29 protein-coding genes and 1 pseudogene are annotated in these 25,254 nt (G+C 31.9%); 12 read left to right on the top strand and 18 right to left on the bottom strand.

What is annotated here, in order from left to right; all coding sequences use genetic code 11:
* The first annotated feature begins 30 nt into the window (after positions 1 to 30).
* The gene (locus bsdE14_RS20540; RefSeq protein ID WP_264851879.1) at positions 31 to 213 is read left to right on the top strand and encodes an H-type small acid-soluble spore protein; all 183 of its coding nucleotides are present in this window, start codon (positions 31 to 33) and stop codon (positions 211 to 213) included.
* Positions 214 to 290: 77 nt separating this feature from the next.
* On the opposite strand, the gene bsdE14_RS20535 is transcribed toward bsdE14_RS20540, so the two are convergent.
* Positions 291 to 1,043 (bottom strand): NYN domain-containing protein, encoded by a 753-nt coding sequence (locus tag bsdE14_RS20535; RefSeq protein ID WP_264851878.1) that lies wholly within the window; start codon positions 1,041 to 1,043, stop codon positions 291 to 293.
* Between the two features lie 106 nt (positions 1,044 to 1,149).
* Complete coding sequence (locus bsdE14_RS20530) at positions 1,150 to 1,497, bottom strand: hypothetical protein (protein WP_264851877.1); 348 nt, start codon at positions 1,495 to 1,497, stop codon at positions 1,150 to 1,152.
* A 306-nt stretch (positions 1,498 to 1,803) separates the two neighbouring features.
* Here bsdE14_RS20530 and rsmH point away from each other — a divergent pair, with 306 nt between their 5' ends.
* Entirely contained in the window at positions 1,804 to 2,868 is a 1,065-nt protein-coding gene (gene rsmH / locus bsdE14_RS20525) for a 16S rRNA (cytosine(1402)-N(4))-methyltransferase RsmH (protein WP_264851876.1), read from the top strand.
* Between the two features lie 413 nt (positions 2,869 to 3,281).
* On the opposite strand, the gene bsdE14_RS20520 is transcribed toward rsmH, so the two are convergent.
* From bsdE14_RS20520 to bsdE14_RS20455, 14 genes and pseudogenes are all read right to left on the bottom strand, one after another.
* Complete coding sequence (locus bsdE14_RS20520; protein ID WP_264851875.1) at positions 3,282 to 4,055, bottom strand: alpha/beta fold hydrolase; 774 nt, start codon at positions 4,053 to 4,055, stop codon at positions 3,282 to 3,284.
* 39 nt (positions 4,056 to 4,094) lie between these two features.
* Positions 4,095 to 5,402 carry a helix-turn-helix domain-containing protein gene (locus tag bsdE14_RS20515; RefSeq protein ID WP_264851874.1) on the bottom strand — a complete coding sequence of 436 codons (1,308 nt, stop codon included), beginning with the start codon at positions 5,400 to 5,402 and terminating at the stop codon, positions 4,095 to 4,097.
* A 700-nt stretch (positions 5,403 to 6,102) separates the two neighbouring features.
* Positions 6,103 to 6,450 carry a hypothetical protein gene (locus tag bsdE14_RS20510; RefSeq protein ID WP_264851873.1) on the bottom strand — a complete coding sequence of 116 codons (348 nt, stop codon included), beginning with the start codon at positions 6,448 to 6,450 and terminating at the stop codon, positions 6,103 to 6,105.
* A gap of 227 nt (positions 6,451 to 6,677) precedes the next feature.
* On the bottom strand, positions 6,678 to 6,857 hold the full coding sequence (locus bsdE14_RS20505; protein ID WP_264851872.1) for a hypothetical protein: 180 nt from the start codon (positions 6,855 to 6,857) through the stop codon (positions 6,678 to 6,680).
* 523 nt (positions 6,858 to 7,380) lie between these two features.
* Positions 7,381 to 7,629 (bottom strand): serine hydrolase, encoded by a 249-nt coding sequence (locus bsdE14_RS20500; RefSeq protein ID WP_264852313.1) that lies wholly within the window; start codon positions 7,627 to 7,629, stop codon positions 7,381 to 7,383.
* Between the two features lie 196 nt (positions 7,630 to 7,825).
* Entirely contained in the window at positions 7,826 to 8,047 is a 222-nt protein-coding gene (locus bsdE14_RS20495; protein ID WP_264851871.1) for a hypothetical protein, read from the bottom strand.
* Positions 8,048 to 8,100: 53 nt separating this feature from the next.
* A complete protein-coding gene (locus tag bsdE14_RS20490) occupies positions 8,101 to 8,607 on the bottom strand; it encodes a YfbM family protein (protein ID WP_264851870.1) in 507 nt (168 codons plus the stop codon).
* Between the two features lie 337 nt (positions 8,608 to 8,944).
* On the bottom strand, positions 8,945 to 9,715 hold the full coding sequence (locus tag bsdE14_RS20485; protein WP_264851869.1) for a class I SAM-dependent methyltransferase: 771 nt from the start codon (positions 9,713 to 9,715) through the stop codon (positions 8,945 to 8,947).
* A gap of 89 nt (positions 9,716 to 9,804) precedes the next feature.
* Positions 9,805 to 10,533, bottom strand: a complete 729-nt coding sequence (locus bsdE14_RS20480) for a peptidase MA family metallohydrolase (protein ID WP_264851868.1) — start codon at positions 10,531 to 10,533, stop codon at positions 9,805 to 9,807.
* Positions 10,534 to 10,695: 162 nt separating this feature from the next.
* Positions 10,696 to 10,986 (bottom strand): annotated as a pseudogene (locus bsdE14_RS20475) (SAM-dependent methyltransferase); the annotation flags it as partial.
* A 72-nt stretch (positions 10,987 to 11,058) separates the two neighbouring features.
* Entirely contained in the window at positions 11,059 to 11,568 is a 510-nt protein-coding gene (locus bsdE14_RS20470; RefSeq protein ID WP_264851865.1) for a GNAT family N-acetyltransferase, read from the bottom strand.
* A 75-nt stretch (positions 11,569 to 11,643) separates the two neighbouring features.
* Positions 11,644 to 12,069, bottom strand: a complete 426-nt coding sequence (locus bsdE14_RS20465; RefSeq protein WP_264851864.1) for a DUF3806 domain-containing protein — start codon at positions 12,067 to 12,069, stop codon at positions 11,644 to 11,646.
* A gap of 451 nt (positions 12,070 to 12,520) precedes the next feature.
* Positions 12,521 to 13,411, bottom strand: coding sequence for an AraC family transcriptional regulator (locus tag bsdE14_RS20460; protein ID WP_264851863.1), 891 nt, complete (start codon positions 13,409 to 13,411; stop codon positions 12,521 to 12,523).
* A 95-nt stretch (positions 13,412 to 13,506) separates the two neighbouring features.
* On the bottom strand, positions 13,507 to 14,091 hold the full coding sequence (locus tag bsdE14_RS20455; protein ID WP_264851862.1) for a DJ-1/PfpI family protein: 585 nt from the start codon (positions 14,089 to 14,091) through the stop codon (positions 13,507 to 13,509).
* 370 nt (positions 14,092 to 14,461) lie between these two features.
* Between bsdE14_RS20455 and bsdE14_RS20450 the strand changes: the two genes are divergently transcribed.
* From bsdE14_RS20450 to bsdE14_RS20440, 3 genes are read left to right on the top strand one after another with little or no spacing between them, the layout of a single operon-like run.
* On the top strand, positions 14,462 to 15,280 hold the full coding sequence (locus bsdE14_RS20450) for a MerR family transcriptional regulator (protein ID WP_264851861.1): 819 nt from the start codon (positions 14,462 to 14,464) through the stop codon (positions 15,278 to 15,280).
* On the top strand, positions 15,258 to 16,121 hold the full coding sequence (locus bsdE14_RS20445; RefSeq protein WP_264851860.1) for an ABC transporter ATP-binding protein: 864 nt from the start codon (positions 15,258 to 15,260) through the stop codon (positions 16,119 to 16,121). The genes bsdE14_RS20450 and bsdE14_RS20445 overlap by 23 nt, the downstream gene beginning before the upstream one ends.
* Positions 16,121 to 16,837: an ABC transporter permease gene (locus bsdE14_RS20440; protein WP_264851859.1), complete on the top strand. Its 717-nt coding sequence runs from the start codon at positions 16,121 to 16,123 to the stop codon at positions 16,835 to 16,837. Before bsdE14_RS20445 ends, bsdE14_RS20440 begins: the two co-directional genes overlap by 1 nt.
* 134 nt (positions 16,838 to 16,971) lie before the next feature.
* Here bsdE14_RS20440 and bsdE14_RS20435 read toward each other — a convergent pair whose 3' ends face one another.
* Both bsdE14_RS20435 and bsdE14_RS20430 read right to left on the bottom strand, forming a co-directional pair.
* Entirely contained in the window at positions 16,972 to 17,235 is a 264-nt protein-coding gene (locus bsdE14_RS20435; protein WP_264851858.1) for a hypothetical protein, read from the bottom strand.
* Positions 17,236 to 17,343: 108 nt separating this feature from the next.
* On the bottom strand, positions 17,344 to 17,874 hold the full coding sequence (locus tag bsdE14_RS20430; RefSeq protein ID WP_264851857.1) for a membrane lipoprotein lipid attachment site-containing protein: 531 nt from the start codon (positions 17,872 to 17,874) through the stop codon (positions 17,344 to 17,346).
* Positions 17,875 to 18,109: 235 nt separating this feature from the next.
* Between bsdE14_RS20430 and bsdE14_RS20425 the strand changes: the two genes are divergently transcribed.
* The 7 genes from bsdE14_RS20425 to bsdE14_RS20395 all read left to right on the top strand — a co-directional run bounded on the left by bsdE14_RS20425 (position 18,110) and on the right by bsdE14_RS20395 (position 25,250).
* Positions 18,110 to 19,558, top strand: a complete 1,449-nt coding sequence (locus bsdE14_RS20425; RefSeq protein ID WP_264851856.1) for a menaquinone biosynthesis decarboxylase — start codon at positions 18,110 to 18,112, stop codon at positions 19,556 to 19,558.
* Complete coding sequence (locus bsdE14_RS20420; RefSeq protein ID WP_264851855.1) at positions 19,545 to 20,414, top strand: UbiA-like polyprenyltransferase; 870 nt, start codon at positions 19,545 to 19,547, stop codon at positions 20,412 to 20,414. The genes bsdE14_RS20425 and bsdE14_RS20420 overlap by 14 nt, the downstream gene beginning before the upstream one ends.
* 33 nt (positions 20,415 to 20,447) lie before the next feature.
* The gene (locus bsdE14_RS20415; protein WP_264851854.1) at positions 20,448 to 21,032 is read left to right on the top strand and encodes a UbiX family flavin prenyltransferase; all 585 of its coding nucleotides are present in this window, start codon (positions 20,448 to 20,450) and stop codon (positions 21,030 to 21,032) included.
* Complete coding sequence (locus bsdE14_RS20410) at positions 21,025 to 21,981, top strand: ABC transporter substrate-binding protein (protein ID WP_264851853.1); 957 nt, start codon at positions 21,025 to 21,027, stop codon at positions 21,979 to 21,981. The genes bsdE14_RS20415 and bsdE14_RS20410 overlap by 8 nt, the downstream gene beginning before the upstream one ends.
* A 15-nt stretch (positions 21,982 to 21,996) precedes the next feature.
* Positions 21,997 to 22,752 carry an ABC transporter ATP-binding protein gene (locus tag bsdE14_RS20405; protein WP_264851852.1) on the top strand — a complete coding sequence of 252 codons (756 nt, stop codon included), beginning with the start codon at positions 21,997 to 21,999 and terminating at the stop codon, positions 22,750 to 22,752.
* The gene (locus bsdE14_RS20400) at positions 22,740 to 23,492 is read left to right on the top strand and encodes an ABC transporter permease (RefSeq protein WP_264851851.1); all 753 of its coding nucleotides are present in this window, start codon (positions 22,740 to 22,742) and stop codon (positions 23,490 to 23,492) included. Before bsdE14_RS20405 ends, bsdE14_RS20400 begins: the two co-directional genes overlap by 13 nt.
* 351 nt (positions 23,493 to 23,843) lie before the next feature.
* Positions 23,844 to 25,250: an MATE family efflux transporter gene (locus bsdE14_RS20395; protein ID WP_264851850.1), complete on the top strand. Its 1,407-nt coding sequence runs from the start codon at positions 23,844 to 23,846 to the stop codon at positions 25,248 to 25,250.
* Positions 25,251 to 25,254: the final 4 nt, after the last annotated feature.

The raw sequence follows: 25,254 nt of genomic DNA, 5'->3' as shown, positions 1-25,254 counted from the left end.
ATTGTTTAAATAACAAATGGAGGTGTTTTTATGAAAACAGAACGTGCCAGCGAGATCGCTTCTTCTCCAGAGATGGTTAATGTAACCTATAATGGCTCCCCAATATATATAGAAAAAGTTAATGAAATCAATCAAACAGCATATATCCACTTGCTAAGTGAACCGAAGGATCAAATTAAAGTTCATATATCAAGCTTATTAGAGCAACATTAACTAAGATAATTGGTGAAAGAATTTTTAAATTTTAAAAAGCCTGGCATTTGCCGAGCTTTTTTCATTATAAGTTGATATTATTCTTTATTTCTAATGTATTTAAGACTTATACTTGGATTACTAGTTTTTGTTGATCTAATCTCAAAATTTTTTAAAGATGCAACAAAAGGTGTAAGCTTTGTATAACCATAGTTTCTAGTATCAAAATCAGGATATCGTTTATTAAGAGTACTTCCTACTTCGCCTAAAAATGCCCAACCATCTTCATCTGAAATCTCAGTTATAATTGTTTTAATGGCATCTATTAATTTATTTGAACTTACTATTCCTTCTTTTGATTCCTCGTGTATTTGTGCTCCCTTTCCACCAGTAATTTCAGTTTGTTTTGGGGACATTGACGCTAATACTTCAAGGTATTTAAACTTCTCACATGCTGATATAAAAGGTGTAGGAGTTTTCTTTTCTCCCATACCAATAACATACATACCAGCTTCTCTTAGCCTAGCTGCTAATTTAGTAAAATCGCTATCACTAGACACAATACAAAACCCATCTACATTATTTGAATAAAGTATGTCCATGGCATCAATTATCAATGCTGAGTCAGTTGAATTTTTACCAGTTGTATAACTATATTGCTGGATTGGACTGATAGAATAATTAAGCAATACATTCTTCCACGAAGCTAATTGAGGCTTGGTCCAATCCCCATATATTCTTTTATATGTAGGTGTTCCATGATTTGAAATTTCGTCAATTATATACTTAATATATTTATCAGATACATTGTCAGCATCAATCAATACTGCGATTCTCTTATCCATTTCCATTTTTACCCCCTTTATCATACCAATCTTAACCATTTATTTTAATAGATTCTACAAAAAATGAAATTCCCCTTTATTATTTATACAATCTATTAACATATTCCCTATCTTAGTCAATAACCTTACTAGTAGTACCATATAACCTTTCATTAAGATGAATACATTGTTCCTCATCTAATTCTAGTGCATTATTTTTATAAAGAATATCTATTACTTGTTCCCAGTGGTTGAATGAACTTAGAAAGATTGCCTTTTCAACTGCATATCGAAGTCTTTCTTCATTCATATAAAATATAGGTTGCTCTTTGTCATTATAAAATCTAACTGCATATTCCCTCGGAGCAACTGCTCTACCAATCTCTAAAAGAATATTGTTTGTACTAGAATTTATACTATCTATTATAGTTTGTAAAGGTATAATTTCTTGGAGTTTATACTTACTCCCGGTTTTAGCCATTATAATAGCCTCCTAATTAATAATTGCAGGGGTTTTCTTTATCCTATTTCATTATATAGTATGCCCACAATTTAGTATATTTTTTAGCATAGCGTAATTTTAAAAACTTTAATAATTCAAATTATATAATCGAAATAGTTACTGCCTAAACAATATGATTTTAATACAATTTAATGTGTTATTCAATGTGACTATATATCTGAAAAATTAGAAGCCGGCTGTTGGTGTTGCTTTAGCAAATTATATCTGCTAATATATAATTTGTAACAAAAATACAAAAATATATTACAAAAATGAGGGAAGAGAATGAGCCAAGATAACATATTAGATGAGAAAGAGCCCAAACATAAACGACGTATTCGATATAAAGGCACTCACCCTAAAAATTATAAAGAAAAATACAAGGAACTGAATCCAGAAAAATATGCTGATGATGTTGCAAAGATTATTCAGAAGGGCAATACCCCTGCAGGTATGCATATTTCAATTTGCGTTAAAGAAATACTAGATTTCTTACAAATTACTCCAGGTCAAATCGGTTTAGATGCAACACTTGGTTATGGTGGCCATTCTTTAGAGATGCTTAAATGCTTAGATAAAAAGGGGCGTTTGTATGCAATTGATGTAGATCCTATTGAGTTACCACGCACCAAAGATCGTTTAGAACGTTTGGGTTATGGTTCCGAAATTATAGAGATTAAGCAAATGAATTTTTCTCAAATAGATCAAATCACATCAAAATCAGAGCCATTTAATTTTGTATTGGCAGATTTAGGTGTTTCTTCTATGCAAATAGACAATCCTGAAAGAGGATTTACATTTAAGGCAGAAGGACCATTAGACTTAAGACTTAATCCCAAAATGGGTATCTCTGCGGCTGATCTTTTAAAAGAAATGACACTATTTGAAATAGAGGATATGTTGATAGAAAATGCTGATGAGCCTCATGCAGCAGTAATCGCTCGTGCCATTTTGTCTAGCATAAACAAAGGAATTGATATAACCACAACAACACAACTAAGAAATATCATTAAAGATGCTCTGAAATATGTTCCCAAAATCAAAGAGGATGATATTAAAAAATCCTGTCAGAGAACCTTTCAAGCATTGCGCATTGATGTGAATAATGAGTTTGAAGTGTTAGATGAATTTTTAGAAAAACTTCCTAGTGTCCTTGCTAAGGGTGGTCGTGTTGCCATACTTACATTTCACTCAGGAGAAGATCGTCGCGTTAAAAAATCTTTTCAATACTTTTTTCGTGAAGGTGTCTATTCCGAAATAGCACCTGAACCAATTCGTCCATCAGCAGAAGAATGTCATGTCAATAGCCGTGCACGTTCTGCTAAATTACGTTGGGCAATAAAATCATAGGTGTAATTTGGGACACTAGATCTGCCTAAAAACACAAAATTCTAGCATTCATAGTAATGAACTTTTTCCTGCCTACAGGGAAAAGATAAAATTCTTTAACTGGATTTCGCCAAGTACGGAATCCAGTTTTTTATCAGTTTTTTCGAGCAATTGATAGAAATAATATCTTAATTTACCATAAACCTTATTCTCATCATATTATTTTCTTTCACTAAAATTTAATTTTTCCATCAATTCATCGACTAAATTGCTCCAACCTTTACTATTTTCACTTCGACTGCAGCCAGTTAAATTGCACATTAAAATTAAGGCGCTTTTACTCTCCAAGTGAATCCTTTCGTAGGTAGCAATTCCCGGCATTCCTCCGTTATGACCAATCCACTTTCCATACCCTTGAAATATTTACATATTATTTATTCTGATAAAAAATCTAATATCCAAGGCATAACTGTATCTACCTCACCGACTAATCCAAAGTGGTCAAGCTCTTCAAAAATTTTCATTCTAATATTGTGTTCTATTAATTCCTTCTCCTGGTAGTGCAATTGTTCTAATAGCTCTTTATTATCATTTGTTCCTGAGTAAATAGCGAGCTTTGTATTAATATCAGCTGTATTTACGCCTGTCCAATTCTCCCATGCCTTATACTGTGCAATTAGTATATCTAGGTTTGTGGTTTGTACCCACTCCTTGAAATCCCCATCTAGATTAATTTTATCTAATGAATTACTTGACTTTCTCTCATTTAATTCTTCATAAGTACTTCTTAATCTTGGAGCAACATATTTATAAAAATAATCGCCCATACACCCACCAGCACATATTGCACTCTTGATATTCTTATTATTTTTACACATTTGAAGTCCAATATTGGCTCCATAAGACCACCCTATATAATAAAAGTCTTTTATCTTGCACTCTTTTAATATAATATTTAAATCCTCTAATATATTAGTTATAGAATAAAAGTTAGAATCTTCTGATTTATCACTTTCCCCATAGCCTCTTATATCAGGTGTTATAATTAGAAATTTATCTTTAAGCCTTTCAACCCAACCTGTATTATTCCATAAGCTTTTATCATAACGTCCAGCTCCACCATGTACTAATAATAGTGCAGGACCTTTTCCAATCATACTATAAGCAATCTTCGCCCCATCATTTGAAATAATATACTTTGTGTCCATACAAACTTCTCCCCTCTTTTTTCACTTCTAAAATTCAATTTATAATATTATTTTATCTGAATTCTCCCATATCCAAATTAGCATTTTTCTGTTTTCCATTGCAATATCTTTTTCTTCGTCCCTGCCATTCAGCCAAGCAATAAAAATCATTTGGATAGAATAAATCACATTTAGTATTGATGCTTTCTCATAACTAGTTAAAGGGCAAATACTATTGTATCCATTGATAATACCTTTGAGAATCTCAGGCCATTTTTCATAACCTCCAGATACTTTGCCAGATTCAGATAATATGCCTGTTGCGCAGTAGCATGGATCAAAAATTCTCACATTTTTTTCGCTTAGATTAAAATCAATGAATCCGGTTACCTCTCTCTCATTAAATAATACATTAGTCGGATTAGGATTACGGTGTATTACTTGTTTTGGTAACATGTGGTGCACTTCCCCAAAACTTTTTTTATACTCCTCAAAAAAACTATCAGGCAAAGGACAATTCCACTGTTCCATTATTCTCTTTGTTTCCGGCATTGCCCACTTAATTACTGTATCATATAAATTACTATCATTCACTTCCAGTTTATCATCTAATTCTTTAAGAGCACAATGAAGTTTACCGATTGCCTTGCCATACTTTTCACCAACTAGTTCTCTATCATCAGCATATCTTTCCTCAGGAGCTAAGTATCTTCCCTCCACTCGATTCAGCAAAGCATAAAAACGATCTTCATTTTGGAAAAAATCCTGTCCATCCTTTGTTTTCATCGGACAGGAAATATTGATACCTTTCTTCGAAAGTAATTCAGCCAGTAAACTATGCATTCGAAAGCCTACGATATTTGTTCCAGTAGTCAAGACATACTTCTCCCCTATATTCCAAGCCTTAACATCCCCTGAGTAAAAGTACACCTTATCCACTTTTAGTTTTGAATCTACATCCCAATTTGAAAGGATTTGTTTTATTTGAATTTGAGTAAGCATTATTTTTGCCTCCTGTTTTAAATCTACTGGTACTGGCTTTATAACCTTTGAGGTTTTTATGTATTTTGAAGGTGAACAACCATACTCACGCTTAAAAGCTTTAAAAAATCCGGAATGTGTATCAAATCCATAGAGCAATGCAGTTTCAACTAGCTTTTTCCCCATATAAATATCATATATTGCGTGTTTGATTCTGCGTCTTGTAATATATGCAGATAAAGGCATTCCAACAACATCGCTAAAAACATGTAAAAAGTGGTAAGTAGAATAACCAGCCATACCTGCTATTTCCTCGTAATTTAATTCAGCTTTCAGGTTTTCTTCAATGTAATCAATTGTTTTCTGCAGAATATCTATATTTTCCAAATACATCACTCCCCTGTACCGTAATTAAATTCTAGCATTAAAAGACATTTAAAAAGTTTCCTCTGTTGCGGAGTTTGATTTTATTAATAAAATTATATCCGTAGGCCTAAACTTCTACTTAGTATGTATTTATAATGATTAATATTTACCAAAAAATCATTTATTTAAATAATCTTCTATCATTTTTAATCTATCATATATTTTTCTTCTATTAACTTGTATTTGAAATTCTAAGGATGGAACTTTGATGATATTATCATTTCAGTTAACCTTTTCAAGATTGTTCTTTGCATATAAACCAATATCAGATGTCTCTGATTTGTCCACAAATTCTTGCGGGTCAAACGCTAAATCTATTCTTGCATTTAAAAATAAGACTCCAAAATAATCTACTATCCAACCGTTACTTGAGGTTATAGGCTCAATTCATTATCTTAATTGCTCCTTCTAATAACATTAGAGTTATCTACCATGTAATTCCCTCCTATAATAATGATTAAAAGTTCTTTAGTGATTTTATTAATTGTGCTATCATATACGAAAAAATAATTTAAAAGTCTTTAAGTTATAACTCAATTATACAAAATTTCATAGACCATCTCACAATCAAGACGTACCTAAATATTAGCCAAACCTAGCTTAGCGAAAGGATTTTAAACCTAAAGCCAACTTCAATGTTTTTTATATTACCGTTTTGATTTTAATTAATACTTAATAACGGTTTACAGTGGGGTACTATTTTTTCACAATAATCTCTCATAATTATAGCTTTTTCTTCCATATTCATCTTTGTATAAACGTTTGATAGACACCATGCAATTAAAATCTTTAAAAACAAAGGCACTTTTTTAAATTTTTCTTCTAAGTTATCAATCACTTTACTACTATAATTTCCTGATAATAATTCTCCTATTTGAATATAAGTATCAAAGAAATTCCTACTCTTAGATACTCCAGGATAATGTCCAGACACTTCCCCTAGTCTCTGAGCAATAATTGATAACCTTAATCCCTCCTTATAGTTATCCCCTTTTAAATAGTAAATCAAAGCTTTAATTGATATTTCTAATGACTGCAGATATGGAACTTTATCATTCCAGTCTATCTCACCAAGAAATTCAATTGCCCTATCAAATTCCCCATAGAAGCAACAAACAAGTGACTTATTGTAGCAAATCCAAACTTCTTTGTCTTGGAGTTTCTTGCTTCTATTTAAACTATTTTCGAAGTAATTTAAAAGTTTATCAGGGGACTCATTTTTAAAATACTTTTCTATTAGATTTTTGCCTTTTTTCTGACTGAAAATGTCATAGCTGCTGCAAATGCAACACCAAATATAACAGGTATTCTAATTGAAGGATTGATTATTACTCCCATAATCATAAATAGAACTAATGCTAAAATAAAAGACAATGTCTTTTTCCACTGGTTTGATAAGTATTCATTATTTTTCATCTCATCACCTCAAAAAATTTTTACATAGCCTTCTTAAAATCAAATAAAAATATATAAAATTTCGCACAACGTTCCTAATTCCCGACTCCTAGAAGCTTTGAAGACTCTTTCTTAGCTTCTCAGGTATAGCTTGGCTCTATTTTCAAGCCAAGCTGTATGATAATTTATTGTTATATGATATTTTAATCTTTTATGCTTATAGTTAACTTTCCATTCTTAGTTTTAACTGCTCGTATTTCATAATATTCAAGGTTCTATATTGCTATATAATATACCTTTCCATAGCTAACTGTGGCATAAAAAAGTCCTCACCAAAAACTTCTCCAGTAAATACTACTATTAAATTTGATTCGGGCACTACAAACATATATTGTCCCCCAAATCCATTTGCATGATATCCTCCGAAATAGTTAATCCACCACAAATATCCATAACCTGCTCCAAAATTTGTTACTTGGTATAAGTTGTTTGGAGTATCTATATGTTTAGATGTGGATATTGCTACCCAATTTTCAGGAATGAGTTATTCACATTTCCACACACCTTTATTTAAGTACATATAGCCAATCTTGGCCATATCTAATGGTGTCATTTCTATACTCCCTAATAGCCCATTGTCATCCTTGTCCCATGAAACTTCTGATATATCTAAAGGATCAAATATTACTTTCTTACAATACGAAAACACATCTTCTCCTGTAACTTTTTCTAGAATAAATTGAAGTATATGTGGTACACCGTTGCAATAAGAAAATCTAGTCCCTGACTGTATAGTTCTCTGTTCTCTTTTTTAACTGTTATCTCAGGAAAAAAGTCCAATACCTTTTGATTAACATCTTTAATAAACCCCTGCTGAATAGACCTTCCAATTAATATTGAAGTAATACTTTTAGAACATGAATAAATGGCATGTTTCTCTTTGGTTGAATATCCATTAAAGCCTATATCTTTAACAAGATTACCATTCTTTATTTTATGATTTTATCTAATATATAATAGCTATATACTCCTTTTTTTTTAAGTATCATACATTGCAAATGAACTGCACTTTTTTTAACATCAATATTTTCATATTTGATAATTTCAAAATGTTGTGAAACTGCTTTCTTTATATTTTCATCAGTATAGGCATTAAAAAAACGTTTGGGCACTTGATTATCTCCTTCAAGAATACCCTCCCTGTCAAACAATCTTTATTCATGCCAACAAATACTTTTATTAATACCCCAATCCCTCTAAATACTTAATATATACTTATAACAACATGAGCTTTTCTTTCTAATGCTCTTGTGTAGAAATTAAGTATATTTTTATATGCTTGCATAAGTTCATCAATTAAACTTTCCTTTTCATTATCTCTCCAAATATTAGGATAAATTTTTGACTTTCTAAACTTTGACAAATCAAAGTTTAGTCTTAAATTTTCAACATCTACATTAATTAAAGCTTCTACAATTCCATGCAAATCCTCAGTCATAGTATAGGCTATAAAGTCGGCATCTTCAGCGTTATTAAATACCTTAACCCCAACAATAGCTTCGCTTAGTTTGTTTCCTGCTATTGGTTGACATGCTGATATTCCTGTAAGGAAAAAGTGAAGTCCGTCCCAAAGTTTATCTATATCATACACTTCATTTTCCTCATCTTCACTAAGTTCTTCAATTATCTCAATCAAATCATCATTTTCTATATTGACTAAACTCCCAAATGTTTGATCATTGATCATCATATATTGTCCTATTAATCCCATAAAATCTACCCCCGTTTATTATTAATAAAACATCTTAAAATTTGCTTAACTAACAATTGAATTTCCCCTAATATTTTAAAATCTTAGATAGCTTTTATCTTAGATTTTAAAATGAGCTTTGACTCTAAGCCAAGTCTAGCCTTTATATTGATTATAAACCATATATTTACACAATGCTATATAAGAAAAGTCCACCAGACAAGGCGGACAGTAACATTATGTTATATTAATTTTTTGCTCCTACACATTAAACAAACTCTAATATATTTATCTTAAATTTATTTTATAATGTATGGTTATTAAGAATTAGAAGTTCGTTTATCACTACTACGTTTAATTAATCGCATGATTTTGTTGTCAACTTTTGTGCAATTATTGTATCATGAAACTCTCCTGTTAATTCTTTCGAAGACCAAATACCATACTTTATTTCTTTTATTAAAAATCCATACTTCCAATAAAGCTCTTTTACTTTATCTTCATCATGAGCAAATCCACTTTCTGGAGTATCAGTATCCAAACTAAATAATCCATCAGCAATAAAATATTTTATATCTAAATGAGATTTTTTTGTCTCTATTTGCTGTTTAGTAAATGAATTATTTAAATTCAAGGAAGCCAAAACAAGTCCACCTTTTTTTAATACTCTATGTATCTCTTTTAAATATGAATCTATATCAGTTAAGTACATATGTGTAAATACTGACCACAGAATTACAATGTCCATAGATTCATCCTCTATGGGAAAAACAAAATCTTGAGTATTTATTTTTCCTTGTGGTGAATATGCTCTATTATATACATCTACATATTGAAATTGAAAATTCCGCCTTAGTACTGTTATATTATCCTTACAATAAGAAAGCAACTCCTTGTTGCTATCAATTCCAATGTAGCTGCCTTCTTCATTCAAATAATTTAAGAAGTGTATTGCTATTCTTCCACAACCGCATCCAATATCTAAAATCTTATGCTCAGGCTTTACTGATAGCCATTGAATGATTTTTTCTGCTTGGGATTTTCCTAAATCATAATAATACTCGTCATCGTTAAAAGGTCCTACCCAATTCCTGATATTAGAATTTGGAATAAGTTTTTTAATATTCATGAGTGTATCCCCCCCAGCTAAACCTGTAAACTAAATGAAAAGTTAAAAGTTAAATGCCATATTAAAAGCATTAAGCGAAAGACAGAAATTTATAATTTATTTACCATGTAGTTATCCTTAATATATTCAATCCACTTATTTTGTAATTCATTTTCTGTTATTCCAAAAATGTCTACAATATTTTTAGGTGACTTTATTAAGCTGTATAACTTATCATAGCCAAATACATTAACTATTGATTCTACTATAGTATATGAGTATTGATAACCGTCTTTCCTAAAAAATGCTTGAAAATCCTCTCTTGTATCTAGGTCATCAAATGTTGGTAGTGTATTATTTTCCAAACCTTTTACAATTGTATTTGCTATCCACATTTCATTATTGTCTTTTGCTTCATAAGAAGCGACGCCCTCATCCAACCACCTAGGAATATTCGAATTTATTTTCTTTATTATAATATGTACAAATTCATGAACAGCAGTATTTACCACGTTGTCAAATCCTGACCCTGGAGGTGGATTTAGTGGTGATGCAATAACAATTTTACCAACCCCTAGCCCTCCTCTTACCCAATCTGGTGCATCTGGAAAACCTAATGCAATATGTAATTGGTTAAGATCTGTATATATCTCAACAGTTAACTTTTCTTCAAGCTGTTGCTTTAATTTATTTGTAACTTCACTGTAATTACCTTCGAGAACAGCTGACACCTTATCTATACAAGCTTTATCCATTTCGCCGTAAATAATTATAAAATGCTGAGTTTCTATTTTTAGATTAGGTCGATATAACTCTTCTTTATTTACTTCTTTTATCATATGTCTTTCTCCCACTTTTCTTAATTTTGTCCAGATGTATTAATTCGTTACCAATATCTACTTGTTATTTATAATTAAAGCACGCAATTGAAAATCTTTATGAATACACATAAGCCTTATCAATTAATAATTTATTATTTTTGATTTTTCATTTAATTGTAATTATAGTTCTTTATGACATTTTACCATTAAAAATTTAAATGGAGGTTTATTTTCATTATTCTTATGTGACTCAATAACTTCAGAAATTTCTATCAATCCATACTTGCCAAATTCTTGTTTTATCGAATCAGAATCATAAAAAAACATTTTTAATCCTTCCATTACCTCAAAATAGTCTTTATCCAGTTGTTTACCCTTTCCAAACATTGGAGCTTCTTTTGAAATATTAGTAAAAATCATATATCCATTTGGCTTTAACTGATTATAGCAATCTTTAATAAACTTATCTCTCTAAATAAAGTCTATTCTAATTTACTTTAAATTAGTTATGTCGTATAAGAAGAGTGTGAATTAGCTATATTGCTACCATAGCTTAATATAACGCAGTTCTCTTAGCTCTTTACCCATATCAATTATTTGTACAGTATTGTCATGCGTAAAACCCATCTTCTCATAAAACTTTCTAGCACGTATATTTTCTTCTAATACCCAAAGTTCTATATTGGTGAAGTTTTCTTTTAGTATTTCATTTATTCCCCACTCCATCAATTCTTTAGCAATTCCACTTCCCCAGAATTTTGGTATAAAATAAACTCTCCAAATCTCTATCCATGATTTATCATTATCACCATATCTACATTTTCCAAATGATATTAAACCTACTGGTTCGTTTCCTTCAAAAATAACAGCGGTCCTAGGCGAACCCTCTAATAATTCCCTTTTAAAACGTGCTACCCTTCTTTCAACACTAAAATCAACATTTAAAACATAATCTGGAATAACATTTTTAAACGCTGATTGTAGTGATTCAGAGTGAATTTTACCTAAAACCTCTGAATCTTCCAAATTAGCATAACGAATTAATCTGCTCAAAACAAATCCCCCTCAATTTATTTCTATTTATATCGACCTACAAAAATATCTTATTTTATTTATAATACTAACAATTTATTTACATGCTATCCCATATACATAAATTCCATCTTCGCTACCATTTTCGAATCTCTTCATTACTCTCTGAACAGGCCAAACTACGGTGCCATTTCCAAGATTCACTGCAATGTTAATTTCACCTTTGGGATCATTATCATCAGTTTTCCATTCTCCTCCGTATTGACGTCTTAAAACTTCTCCAACATAAGAACCTAATGCAAATAATCTCATTCCAAGGCTTTCAGCTAATAACCCTCCAACCTTTGCTTGCCCATTCTCAGTATGTTCATCAAAAAATCTATCAATCTCTCTTAAACTTTCAATTGAAAAGTCAGCATTATAACCAGAACTTTTTAATGCTGTGGAAATCCATTCGTATGCCCTCACGATATCACTTTTTAAACTTGGCTTCTTTTTTTTAAATATATCAAATATCCCCATAGATTCTCAGCCCTTTCTTTTTATTATTTATGTTAATTTTATATTTCTTAGTTTCTTCGTTATTGTTTAGCTTTTTTATTTCAATTTCATCCACTGTAATTCCTCCATGCTTCAGTTATTTTAGAACTGAAATGGCCTAATAGTTCCTATATAAATCTTAAATCAGTGCCCCCCTCAAGAAGATGGGTTCCAAAAGAATGTACTGTTGCCTTCTTATTTATCTTTGTTAAAAAGCAAGCTTTTTTAACATTGCTTACAATAAACAGTATTATATCTTTTACCCTAAGGCTTTATCATTAACAATACAATAATTCTATAAACACCAATAATTTCCTCTTACAATTTACAAACTTTTGCACAACATCATATCTTTGTCTTACATAAACAGCAGAAGTAACTTATAAAAATCAAAAAGCCATAACCACCCTTTTTCAGGGCGGCCATGACTACATTATTTTTTCACTACTGGATACCACAATTCAATATATCCATATTCAGTATTTCCACCATAGATTTCAAATTCCGCACCATCGACCTTTTCATAGTTTGAAGTTGGCAGCCATTCACTATAAAATCTTTTTTCCAAAGAACATCGAACTGTACTGATTTCATCCCATTTAAATGATTTTGAAGGAAAGATAGCATAGGTTTGTTCTGGTATATGAACAATTTTATAGCCTTCCGTATTACTATTTTTACTTACAAAAGAGCAAAGAATATAGGGGAAGGTATTCTCTTCTGTTTTTCTATAGTTTGCTGCACCATGGATCTTGCATAAATCCTGTGAGATAAAGGATGGTAAATCACCTGAGTTTTCAAATAGCTCATCATACATTCCATCTTTCTGACATTCTCGCCAAAGTTGGCCAGGATTTTTATAACTTTCATCTCCTATTAAAGACCCAATGATCTCAATTCCAAAGATATCAAATGCTTGTTTTGTTTCGATTCTGTATTCCATCTCACTTTCTCCTTTTATAGAAATTTGAAAGGATATTCGTGGATAGGCCTTAAGCACAACACCACCCTCGCGCGCTAAGGATGGTACTATACCATGCAATGCTTGAAATGCTCTAGTAAATGAAACAGGTGACTCATAACCATATTTCAGTGCAACATCTATTATCTTAATATCACTATTTTGAATTTCAAATGCAGCTAGAGTTAGCCTTCTTCGCCTTACATATTCAGCAATAGATATTTCAGTTATAAATGAAAACATCTTTTGAAAATTGTAAGATGAGCAGCAGGCTTTTTGAGCTACCACTTTCATATCAATTTCATTTGCTAGATTGCTCTCAACATAATCTAGCGCACTGTTCATTCTTTTTAGCCAATCCATATGAAATCCTCCTTTCTACAAAGAGTATATCTGATATTCAAATTCATGTCGCAACTATTCCTGTACAGAAAATGTTTGTTTTTTAAACTCAATTTTTATAATTTAAAACCCATAGCAACTTTAACTGCTTCCATTTTTTCTTTTGAAGTTAACATTTCTAAAAGCTTAAATGCAACCTCTGGAGCTGTTTCTGGACAATAGGATGTAATAATATTTCTATCAACTACTATAGGTTCATTTATCACATTAACACCAAAGGTATTTAATTGCTTTTGCCTGCATCCATCTTTCAAATGGTAAGTTGTAGCTTTTCTATTTTTTAGAACTCCGCTTTTACCTACTGGCAATGCACCTACACAAATAGATGCTATTATTTTACTTTTAGAATCAAATTGTCTTATTAATTTTAAGAATTTTTCATCATAGGCTTCTTCATAAAATCCAAACTCCTCAAAGCCACCTGGTATAGCAAGAGCATCATAATCATCTACATTAATTTCATCTATTACTTTATCTACTCTAATAGGTATGTTAAATGTACTAACGACCTCTTTATTAAATCCACAGGTCACAACTTCCGTATTATATCCATAGTCATTTCTAGCCCATCCTAATACATCTACAAACACACTAAGCTCCATAGTTTCAACACCTTTAGCTAAAAATAATAAAGTCTTCATAATTTACCTCCATAAATTAGTATTTTGGCACTACTGCTTCCACTATCATTTTATCATACTATAATTTTTTAATATTTCTATAAATATCTTAATGTTTATTGCAACATATTTCAATAATTGGTAATGTATATATTATCATGGAATATTTGTTCAAAACAAATTATATATATCTTAGGAGAAAATAAGTTTAAATTTTAAAAAAAGTATTATAAAAATTACACTAGATGAGGCTACTACACTTAATATAATTGTGCAGCAGCCTCTTTAAATTATTCAGATAATTTTATGTTACTAAAACGAAATAAGTTGTTTTTACCCTTGCTTGTGACGTTACGTCATATTATATAATGTGAGTATGGAGGCAAAGAAAATGAAAAACAAAGATTTATTAACAGTAGGCGAGCTAGCAAAGCTAATGAACGTATCCGTACGTACCCTGCAATATTATGACAAAGAAGGCTTACTTACACCATCTTTCAAAAGCGAGGGAGGAAGGCGTCTTTATACGAAAAAAGATATGGTAAAGCTTCATCAAATATTATCTTTTAAATATTTAGGCTTTTCTTTGGAAGATATCAAGCATAAGCTAATTTCTCTAGATAACCCTGATGATGTTGTAAAAACACTGAATTCTCAGGAACAGGCATTGAAATCTCAAATTGAAAAATTAAAAGAAGCTGTAGCTGCAGTGCAATCCTTGAGAGACGAGGTATCACTTATTCATGAAGTAGATTTTAATAAATATGCTGATATTGTTACACTAATTAGACAAAAAAACGAAGGCTATTGGGTTGTGAAATTTTTTGATGACACTCTTATGACTCATATTAAACAAAGGTTCTCAGAGCAGCCTAACTTAGGTGTTGCACTTTTTGAAAAATGGAAAAGCATGAGTGATGATATAGTAATGTTTAATGAACAAAAGATAACTCCCGAAAGTAACAAAGGACAAGAACTTGCAAAACAATGGTGGTCGTTCATAATGGATTTCACAGGTGGGGATATGAGTATACTTCCAGAGCTTATGAAGTTTAATAAAACTCAACAGGAATGGAGTGAGGAAATGCAGAAAAAGCAACAAATAGTAGATGAGTTTATTGGAAAAGCACTGAATATATATTGGAAAACTAATAATATACAAAATCCATTTAGGGAGGAAAAGTATAATGACATTAGCTATAAAGATTGAAAATTTAATTAAAAGCTATGGACAGAATACAGCTATTAAAGGAATATCTTTTGATGTAAAAAAAGGTGAAGTTTTTGCACTTTTAGGTACAAATGGTGCGGGTAAAACCACTACATTGGAATGTATCGAGGGTATTAGGAAATATGATGGAGGTGAAATTTCAATTAATGGAGATTTTGGTGTACAACTTCAGTCATCTTCCCTGCCTGCTAATATAAAAGTAATTGAAGCATTTACGCTATTTTCTAAATGGAATAAGTCAACTATAGACCTATCCCTTTTTGAAAGTCTTGGATTATCGGAAATAAAAAACAAGCAGTATTGTCAATTGTCTACAGGTCAAAAAAGACGGTTGCATCTTGCGCTTGGACTAATAGGTGACCCTGATATTATCTTTCTTGATGAACCCACCGCTGGGCTTGACGTAGAGGGTCGTGCAGCACTCCATGAGCAAATCAGAAGATTTAAAAACAACGGCAAAACAATCGTTCTATCAAGTCATGATATGGCTGAAATAGAAAGCTTATGCGACAGGTTAGCTATATTAAAGGACGGTAAAATAGCTTTTATCGGCACTGTAGAAGAGCTTACTAAACAGATACAACCACTTATCAAACTGCAAATCAAAACCTGTAATCCCTTGATAAAGGCTGATTTTTTCCATTCCACATATGTTGAAACTGAAAATAATTATTACACCTATGTAACTACTAATGTCAGTGATGGTTTAATGGAAATATTAGACTTCCTTAAAGGTTCATCCAATCCTGTAATTGATATCATTATTTTACATCAATCTTTAGAAGAAAGCTTTTTGGGTATTGCAAAGGGGGTTAAATAATGGAAGCATTTCTATATGGTATATTGCTTCAATGGAAGCTTGATTTAAGAAATAAAGGTATTCTGCTCACTTACTACGTGGTGCCGCTTATATTCTTCGGTTTTATGGGTGGAATATTTACATCAATAACACCTGACACCAAGAGTACACTAATACAATCTATGTCTATTTTTGGTGTTACAATGGGGGCAATTTTAGGATCGCCAATTCCTATATCAGAGACTTACGGAAGTGAACTAAAAAAGTCATATCAAGTTGGCCGCATTCCTTTGAGCATCCCAATTATAAACAATTTTATTTCTGCTTTTGTACATCTCTTTATAATGAGTACTATAATATATTTTGTTGCACCTGCTGCCTTTCATGCAGCTGTTCCCAAAAACTCAGCTATGTATTTTATCATGTTAGCTATTTTTATTGTTACCAGTTTAAGCATTGGAGCCATTTTGGGGCTTACAATTAAAGCTACATCAAAACTTACAATGGTGTCACAGTTCATATTTCTACCGTCGCTTATGCTTTCTGGCATAATGTTTCCTACTAAAATTCTGCCAAAGCAACTTGCAGCTTTTGGTAAAATATTCCCAGCAACATGGGGCTTTGAAATGATGAAAGAAGCTAACATGAATTTTAATCTTCTACTGCCTCTTTTGGTTATTATCATCATTTGTGGCTGTGCAAGTGCTTTGCGCATTAAGAAGCTTAGGATTGATTGATTTTACACAAATGCAGTAGCTATATAAATTAGAATAAGCCCTACTATTATTGGAGACTTAGAAAAAACAGCTTCATTAAAACAACCCATGAAAGTTCATTTTGTGAATTTTCGTGGGTTGAATAAACATTTAAATCACATCTTATATAAAATCCACTTACAAGTTCTGAGCTCATACTTAAGCTCAAATGCTTTGCTTGTATTGTTTATTGCGCTTTGGCATCTAAATATCAGCATATCGTTGCCTGCCAACCTTTCCTTATCAACAGCAATTACTTTATCTACCTTTATTACAACCTCACTTTCATCTTCTCTTGTAACTTTAAATCTTACTGGATGAGGTATACCTGTTTTTTCAAACCAACATACCATATCTATTGGCATTGCTAGCACTTTCATTATTCCACCTTCCATGAATTTTATATAGGTTAATTATATACGAACACACGTTTGTGTGTCAATATGGAATAGAAATATAGGTAAAATGAAAGTAAAGACCTCTTATTGTTAGCTTTTCAAAGTGTTAAGTGGATTGCTATTTAATATATCTCCCACCTCTTCATAGCCTTTTAGAAAGGTAAAATTATACCGTGGTGGAAGTGCAAAAAAGTATTTATCATTTCTGCCTAATAATCTTGGGCCTATTGGTGCAGCCGAAACAGTAAACTTTTCATCCTGAAGTTCCTTCCATTGTTTGCTGGTAAATATCATAATAGGTATATCTTGTCTCTTCTGCTTAGAAGACCATAGTGGATGCCTTATGGAAAGTTGAGGCCCTGTCTCTACCACAGCCTGACCGCTATCTGTTATTGCTCTCCCCTCCCACCTATCAGTTACTATTGAATAACCTTTCCAGCTCTCCGGAAGCTCAAATGTAAAACCATAGGTGGTATTGCTATAGACAATCCCCCTTTCAAAGGACACAGCCTCCTGCTGCGAGTCCGCTATAACGTTTACGGTGGAAGCATCCGTTAAATCTTTAGCACTACATCCGCTCATAAATATTAAGGAAAGAAAAATAAATATAATTTTTTTCATTGATCATCCCTGCCCATAACAGTTTATTTATTTTCATTATAATCCCCAGTTAATGGTAAGTTGTGACAAATACATTACAAATTGCTTAAAATATGATTACAATTAATCTTCTGAATACTACAAACTTTTCCATTCTACTTGTAGTATTCTCTTATTTTATTGTAGTATTATATGGGATAGATTATTTATAAAAATTAAAATGTAGCAATTAATATTTTACAAAAGGAGAAAATATATGGCTTATAAAGATTTACAAGATTTCATTAAGCATTTAGACGAAAAAGGCCTACTCAAGAGGGTGCACACAGAAGTAGATTCTGAATTAGAAATTACTGAAATAACTGATAGAGTCTCAAAGCAATATGGCCCCGCCCTTTTATTTGAAAATGTAAAAAATTCCCCATACCCAGTACTTATAAACGCTATGGGGACTTATGAGAGAATGAGCATGTCCTTAGGTGTTGAAAACCTAGATGACATTGGTAATGACATAGAAGAATTTATAGATATGTCAAATTATCTTGGGCTGATGAAGAAAATTAAATCTCTTCCAAGACTTACAAGAATGGCAACTATATTCCCCATAAAGTTACCAACTAAAGGTGCTTGCCAAGAGATCATTGAGGATAATCCTGATTTATCAAAGCTTCCCATATTGAAGTGCTGGCCTGGAGATGGTGGACGCTTTATAACACTACCTCTTGTTATAACTAAAGACCCTGAAAGTGGAATTCAGAACATGGGTATGTATAGACTTCAAGTATATGATAAAAATTCAACCGGCATGCATTGGCATTTACATAAAGATGGTCGAGAGATTTATGAAAAATATAAAACCTTAGGCGGTAAGATGCCTGTATCAGTAGCTCTTGGCTGTGATCCTGCAATTACATATTCTGCTACCGCTCCACTGCCAAAAAATATCGATGAAATGATGTTCGCAGGATTTTTAAGAAAGGCTCCAGTGAAGCTTGTTAAGTCTATAACTAATGACATATACGTACCTGCCGATGCGGAATTTATTATAGAAGGCTATGTAGATGTTAATGAAGATTTAAGGCTTGAAGGTCCATTTGGAGACCACACTGGATATTATTCTCTTGCAGATTATTATCCAGTATTTCATGTAACCTGTATTACTCATAAAAAGAATCCTGTGTACCCAGCCACTGTAGTAGGTAAGCCACCTATGGAGGACTGTTATATGGGTAAGGCCACAGAAAGAATTTTCTTACCATTACTTAAAATGCAATATCCAGAAATAGTTGATTTTAATTTTCCACTTGAAGGAGTTTTTCATAACTGCGTTATTGTTTCTATAAAAAAGCGTTATCCTGGACATGCCAAGAAAATAATGAACTCCCTATGGGGAATCGGACAGATGATGTATACAAAAATGATAATTGTTGTTGATGAAAATATAGATCCTAAAGATATATCTACTGTAGCATGGAAGGTCTTTAATAATATAGATGCTAAAAAAGATATAGTTATTTCTGAAGGACCTTTAGACGCTCTTGATCATGCATCTGACCTTCCACATTACGGATATAGAATGGGTATAGATGCTACTAAAAAGTGGATTAGTGAGGGTCATACAAGAGAATGGCCTGATGATATTGAAATGACAGAGGATATTAAAGATCTTGTTTCAAGGAGATGGGCTGAATATGATATTGAATAAAGCAATAGAAAAGCTTCATGATTATGGAGTATTAGTTATGTTTTCGCATACTATTTTCTCCTTATCCTTTGCACTTATTTCAATGCTTCTTGCCAGTAATGGACTTCCTTCTCCTTATACGATATTTTGGATATTAATTGCCTTTTTGGGGGCAAGAACTGGAGCAAATGCCATCAATAGAGTTATCGATGCTGAAATAGATGCTAAAAATCCGCGAACTGCTTCAAGGCAGCTACCTCAAGGTTTGCTAAAAAAGAAAGAAGTATTAGCATTTGTAATAATATGCTTTTTAATAATGGTTGTTGCTGCAGCAATGCTGAATCCATTATGCTTAATTTTATCACCTATAGCATTATTCTTAATGGTTATTTATTCCTATACCAAAAGATTTACCTGGGCCTGCCATCTGGTTTTAGGTATAACTTCAGCTGCAGCTCCAGTAGGAGCTTGGCTAGCAGTTACTGGGAAGATAACTTGGCTGCCTCTTTTTATTGGGGCTGCTAACACCCTTTGGGTTGCAGGCTTCGATATAATATACGGCGCACAGGATTATGACTTTGATACAGCTAATGGAATACACTCAATACCAGCAAGATTCGGAGTGAGAAATGCCCTGTATATTTCTACTCTATTTCATGGCATAACTCTAATATTATTAATTATAGTAGGAATTTTAAGCAGCCAGTTAGGAATTATCTATTACATTGGACTTTCAATCATATCCATTTTATTCGTTGCTGAACATAAGATGGTTTCGCCACATAATTTAACCAATGTAAAAATAGCCTCCTATGGTATTAATCAAATTATTAGTATAGTATTTTTAGTATGTGGAGTTATTGATGCACTAATATAAAAAGCTACATTTATAATCCAAAGGAGATTAAATATGAAAAAAATAATTATTGGAATTACTGGAGCCAGCGGAAGTATTTATGCAATAAGATTAATTCAAGAACTTTTAAAAAAAGATATTTTCGTACATATTGTATGTACTGACAACGGTAAAAAAGTAATGAAATTTGAAACTAATGTAAACATTGATGAGTGGGTAAGAATTTTAAAAGAAACTTATAATCATGTCAAGCTCGAAGATATAAATGATCTATTTTCGGGAGTTGCCAGTGGTTCCTATAAATTTGATGCTATGGTTGTAGTTCCTTGCTCTATGGGAACTCTAGCTGAAATAAGTAATGGCTTAGCAAAAAATTTATTATGTAGAGCGGCTGATGTTGCCTTAAAAGAAAATAGGAAACTAATCCTCGTTCCTAGAGAAACACCTCTGAATGCAATTCATCTTGAAAATATGCTAAAGCTTTCAAAGCTTGGTGTAAGTATACTTCCTGCTATGCCTGGATTTTATCATAAACCAGAAAGTATGGAAGATTTAATTAACTTTGTAGTAGGAAAGATATTAGATTCTCTTTCTATAGAAAACATATTATTTAAAAAATGGGAGGACCAAAATGATTAAACTTAAAAAAATATTATCTATTGTAACTACTTGTACACTAATTCTAACATTATCTGCATGCTCACCTGTGAAAGAAACGGCTTCTACCACCGCAGCAAAACAAAAATTGAATTTTGGAGCAATATCTTCTGTAGATGCAATACCAATTGTAATTGCAAACGAGAAAGGATTCTTTAAAAAACAAGGTATAGATGTTAATTTTCAACCATTTAAAAATTCAAAAGATAGAGACGCAGCTTTTCAAACTGGAAATCTAGATGGAGTTATTTGTGATGAAATAGCTATTTCTCTTTATCAAAATGCGGATTTTGATGTAAAAATAACTGGAATCACTGATGGGGATTTTATGCTTATAGCAAATTCAAAATCAGGAATAAAATCAGTAAATGATATTAAGGGTAAGAGTGTAGCAATTTCAGAAAAGACTTCTATTGAATACTCTCTTGATAAAATATTAGAGAAAAATTCTCTTAATCCTAAAGATGTAAAAAAATCTATAGTTCCTGCTATACCTACTAGACTTGAAATGTTAAGAAATAATAATGTAGATGCAGCACTGCTTCCTGAACCCTTTGCATCCCTTGCTATAAAGGATGGAGGAGTACTTCTAGGAAGTGCAGGCAATCTTAATATATATTCTTCAGTAACAGCTTTTACTCAAAAAGCAATAGATTCAAAGAGCACTGAAATAAAAGCATTTTATAAAGCCTACAATGAAGCTGTAGATTACATAAACAATACACCAATCTCAGAATATGAGGATATCATTATAAAAACCGTTGGTTATCCTGCTGATATGAAGGGCAAACTTAATTTACCCAAGTTTAGAAAAAATGCTCTTCCACAAGAAACTGACGTTAAGTCTGTTGTAGATTGGACAACAAAAAATGGACTCATTAAAAAGACTCTTAACACTAATACTTTAATGAATGATATAGGAATTAAGTAACGTTGGAGGCATCATATGCTGGATATAAATAATCTTACAGTAAGTTATAAATCTGATAAGAAGTTGGTAAATGCCCTTGGACCTATAAGTATGAAAATTGCCACTGGGGATATATATGCAGTTATAGGTCCCTCTGGATGCGGCAAATCTACTTTACTTAATGTACTAAGCGGCATAATAAAAGATTACGGCGGTGATGTAAAGCTTAATAATGAAGACTTAAACCCCAAAACGCACAATATCGGATTAATACCTCAAAACTTTGGATTGCTTCCGTGGAAAAATGTTCAAAAAAACTGTACACTCTCACTTAAAATAAAAGGAAAAGTTATAGATAGTTCAACTAGTGAAAGAATTGATTATATTCAAAAAAAATTAGATATTTATTCATTAAAGGATAGATTTCCTAATGAGTTAAGCGGCGGACAAAAGCAAAGAGTCGCTATAGCCAGAGCCTTTATAATGAATTCTGATTTACTTTTAATGGACGAGCCTTTTTCTGCTTTAGATGCTATTACAAGAGAAGAAGCTCAAGAGCTTTTTATGAATATGTGGAATCAATATAAAACTACTACATTATTTGTTACTCATAGCATTGAAGAAGCTATATATATAGGAAAAAAAATTGCTATAATGTCACACTGTCCTGGAAACATAATTAAAATAATTGATAACCCTTTGTTCAACACTGAAAATTTAAGAGAAAATGAAGAATACTTGAAATTATCTTCACTGCTTAGAACTATTATAAAAAAGGGATGGAAAATATGAAGGCATTAAAGAAAATCAAGATATTTATTCAGGGCTTTGTAATATTCAATATTTTATGGTACCTATTGGCAATAACAATTAACATGCGTGTACTACCAAAGCCAACAGACATATATTTAAATATGGGAAATATATTTAGTGAGAAAATTTACATCCATGTGTTAGTTAGCCTATACAGAGTAGCAGCTGGACTTAGTATATCTCTAATTATAGGAATATTTATTGGCCTTATTATGGCCTATTCTAACACTTGGAATAAAATTTTAAATCCGCTGGTTTATTTTACTTATCCTATTCCAAAGACGGCACTGCTGCCAGTGGTAATGCTGTTATTTGGACTAGGAGATACATCAAAAATTATAGTTATTGTGTTAATACTTGTGTTTCAAATTATAGTGGCTGTAAGAGATTCGGTAATGAACATTTCATCAGAAACCTACAATCCTTTAAGAAGTCTGGGTGCTTCAAAGCTTCAGATATTCGCACATATAACATTACCTTCTATTTTACCAGAATTACTTACTAGCTTAAGACTATCAATAGGAACTGCTCTTTCTATACTATTTTTCACTGAAGGATACGGAACTCAGTATGGTATAGGCTATTATATACTAGATGCTTGGAGCAGAATTGACTATATTGAAATGTATGCAGGAATAGTGATATTAAGCCTTCTAGGCTTTACTTTATTTATTTTGATTGATATTCTTGAGGAACTAGTATGTAGCTGGAAGTCTTGACCACCCAGTTATGAAATTTATAGTAAGGAAAGCCTAAAAGTGCAAGTTAATCAAATATACACAGTCTCATAACTATGAGAATCCACTCCAAATGGGAATGAACTTGGAGTGGATTTTTTAACATCAGCAAATATTGTACATTTATACTTCTAAACTTCTTCTTGTATAATTTGAAGCATTGAGAGCTTATATGTAGCTATTTTCCTTAAATATGTCTAAATTTCATCTATTCTGTCTATTTGAAGCTATTAATTATTAGGTCTATAATAGATAATGGATTATTTTAATAGCAAATAACTTATTTTTAAATGAGCATTATTTAACTGAAAGCTGGTGTACATAAATATGAATATGAGTTTCTTACGGCAAAATACTGAAGAAAGACGTGAATTAATATTAAATGGTCCAATACTTCCTACCCTTTTCCTACTTTCAGTACCCACACTAATGATGGGACTAGTCCAATCCATAATGCCTGTAATGGATGGAATCTTTATTAATAATATTGTTGGAACCATAGGTGCAGGCGCTATTACCTACTCTGGGCCTATTATTAACATGGCAATTGCTATTTCTCAAGGTCTTAGCGTTGCTGCAATGGCTATGATTGGTCAAATGAATGGTAAAGGGGATTTTAAGAAAGCAAAGCATGTTTCAACTCAAGTTGTGGTCTTTGCATTCCTTTTAGGAATAATAATGGCACCTTTGCTTTACTTATTAGCATTCCCTATATCTAGCCGAGTTGACTCACAAATATCTCATGACGTTTTTTTATACCTTTCTTTAAATTCCTTTGTTCTGCCTTTTTTATTTCTTGAATCCATATATAACTCTATAAAAAACGCCAATGGAAAACCTGAAGCCACCTTTATAAGAATGGTGCTTATGCTTATTTTAAAATTAATATTTAATGTGCTATTTATTGTTGTTTTTCACTTTGGCCTTATTGGTTCGGTTATGTCCTCTTTTGCTTCAAACCTGCTTATTTGTATTTGGATGTTCTATGAGCTGTTTGTTATGAAAGGAGAAGACAAGCTTATATTAAAGGGTTTCAAGTTTGATTTTAAAATTTTGAGCAAATTGATTAAAATAGGAATACCTTCAATAATATCAAGCTTAATGCTCAGCCTGGGCTTCTTTCTTATAAATAATGAAATTGAAAAATATGGCCCTATTGTATTAACTGGTCAAGGTATTGCCGGCAGCATAACTTCTGTTTGCTTCATACTTCCTTCTGCCTTTGGTTCTTCTGTGACTACTATGGTAAGCATGAATGTTGGGGCTGGACAAGGTGATAAAGCTCGTAAATCTTGTATGCAGGGATGTATAGTCAGTGCTATTACTGCAGCACTGTTAATTGCTATAGTTGTACCGCTGTCTTCTCATCTTACTGTGTTATTCACTAGCGAACCTAATGTTCTTGAAATTGCAAACAAGTCCCTACATATATATACTTATTCGGTAATAGGCTTTGGCATATGCATGGTACAACAAGGTGCTTTCATTGGCTTAGGCCGTACAGGAATCCCCCTTATTATGGGCTTCCTTAGAATATGGCTTTTAAGATATATATTTATTTTGACAACTGAGCATATACTTGGATTTTATTCTGTATTTTGGGGTAATTTGTTCTCCAACTACATGGCAGCCATAATTACTACAGTTTTAATTATGAGAATAAAATGGGTTTCTTCTATAGCTCAAAAGGAAGATAAAAGTAATAATTCTTTAAAAGAACTTACATCTAAAATAGGTTAAAAAT

The organism is Clostridium omnivorum, assembly GCF_026012015.1.
GTDB lineage: Bacteria > Bacillota > Clostridia > Clostridiales > Clostridiaceae > Clostridium_AX > Clostridium_AX omnivorum.
The sequence above is the reverse complement of the archived record's forward strand: the minus strand, read 5'-3'. Positions and strand labels throughout refer to the sequence as shown.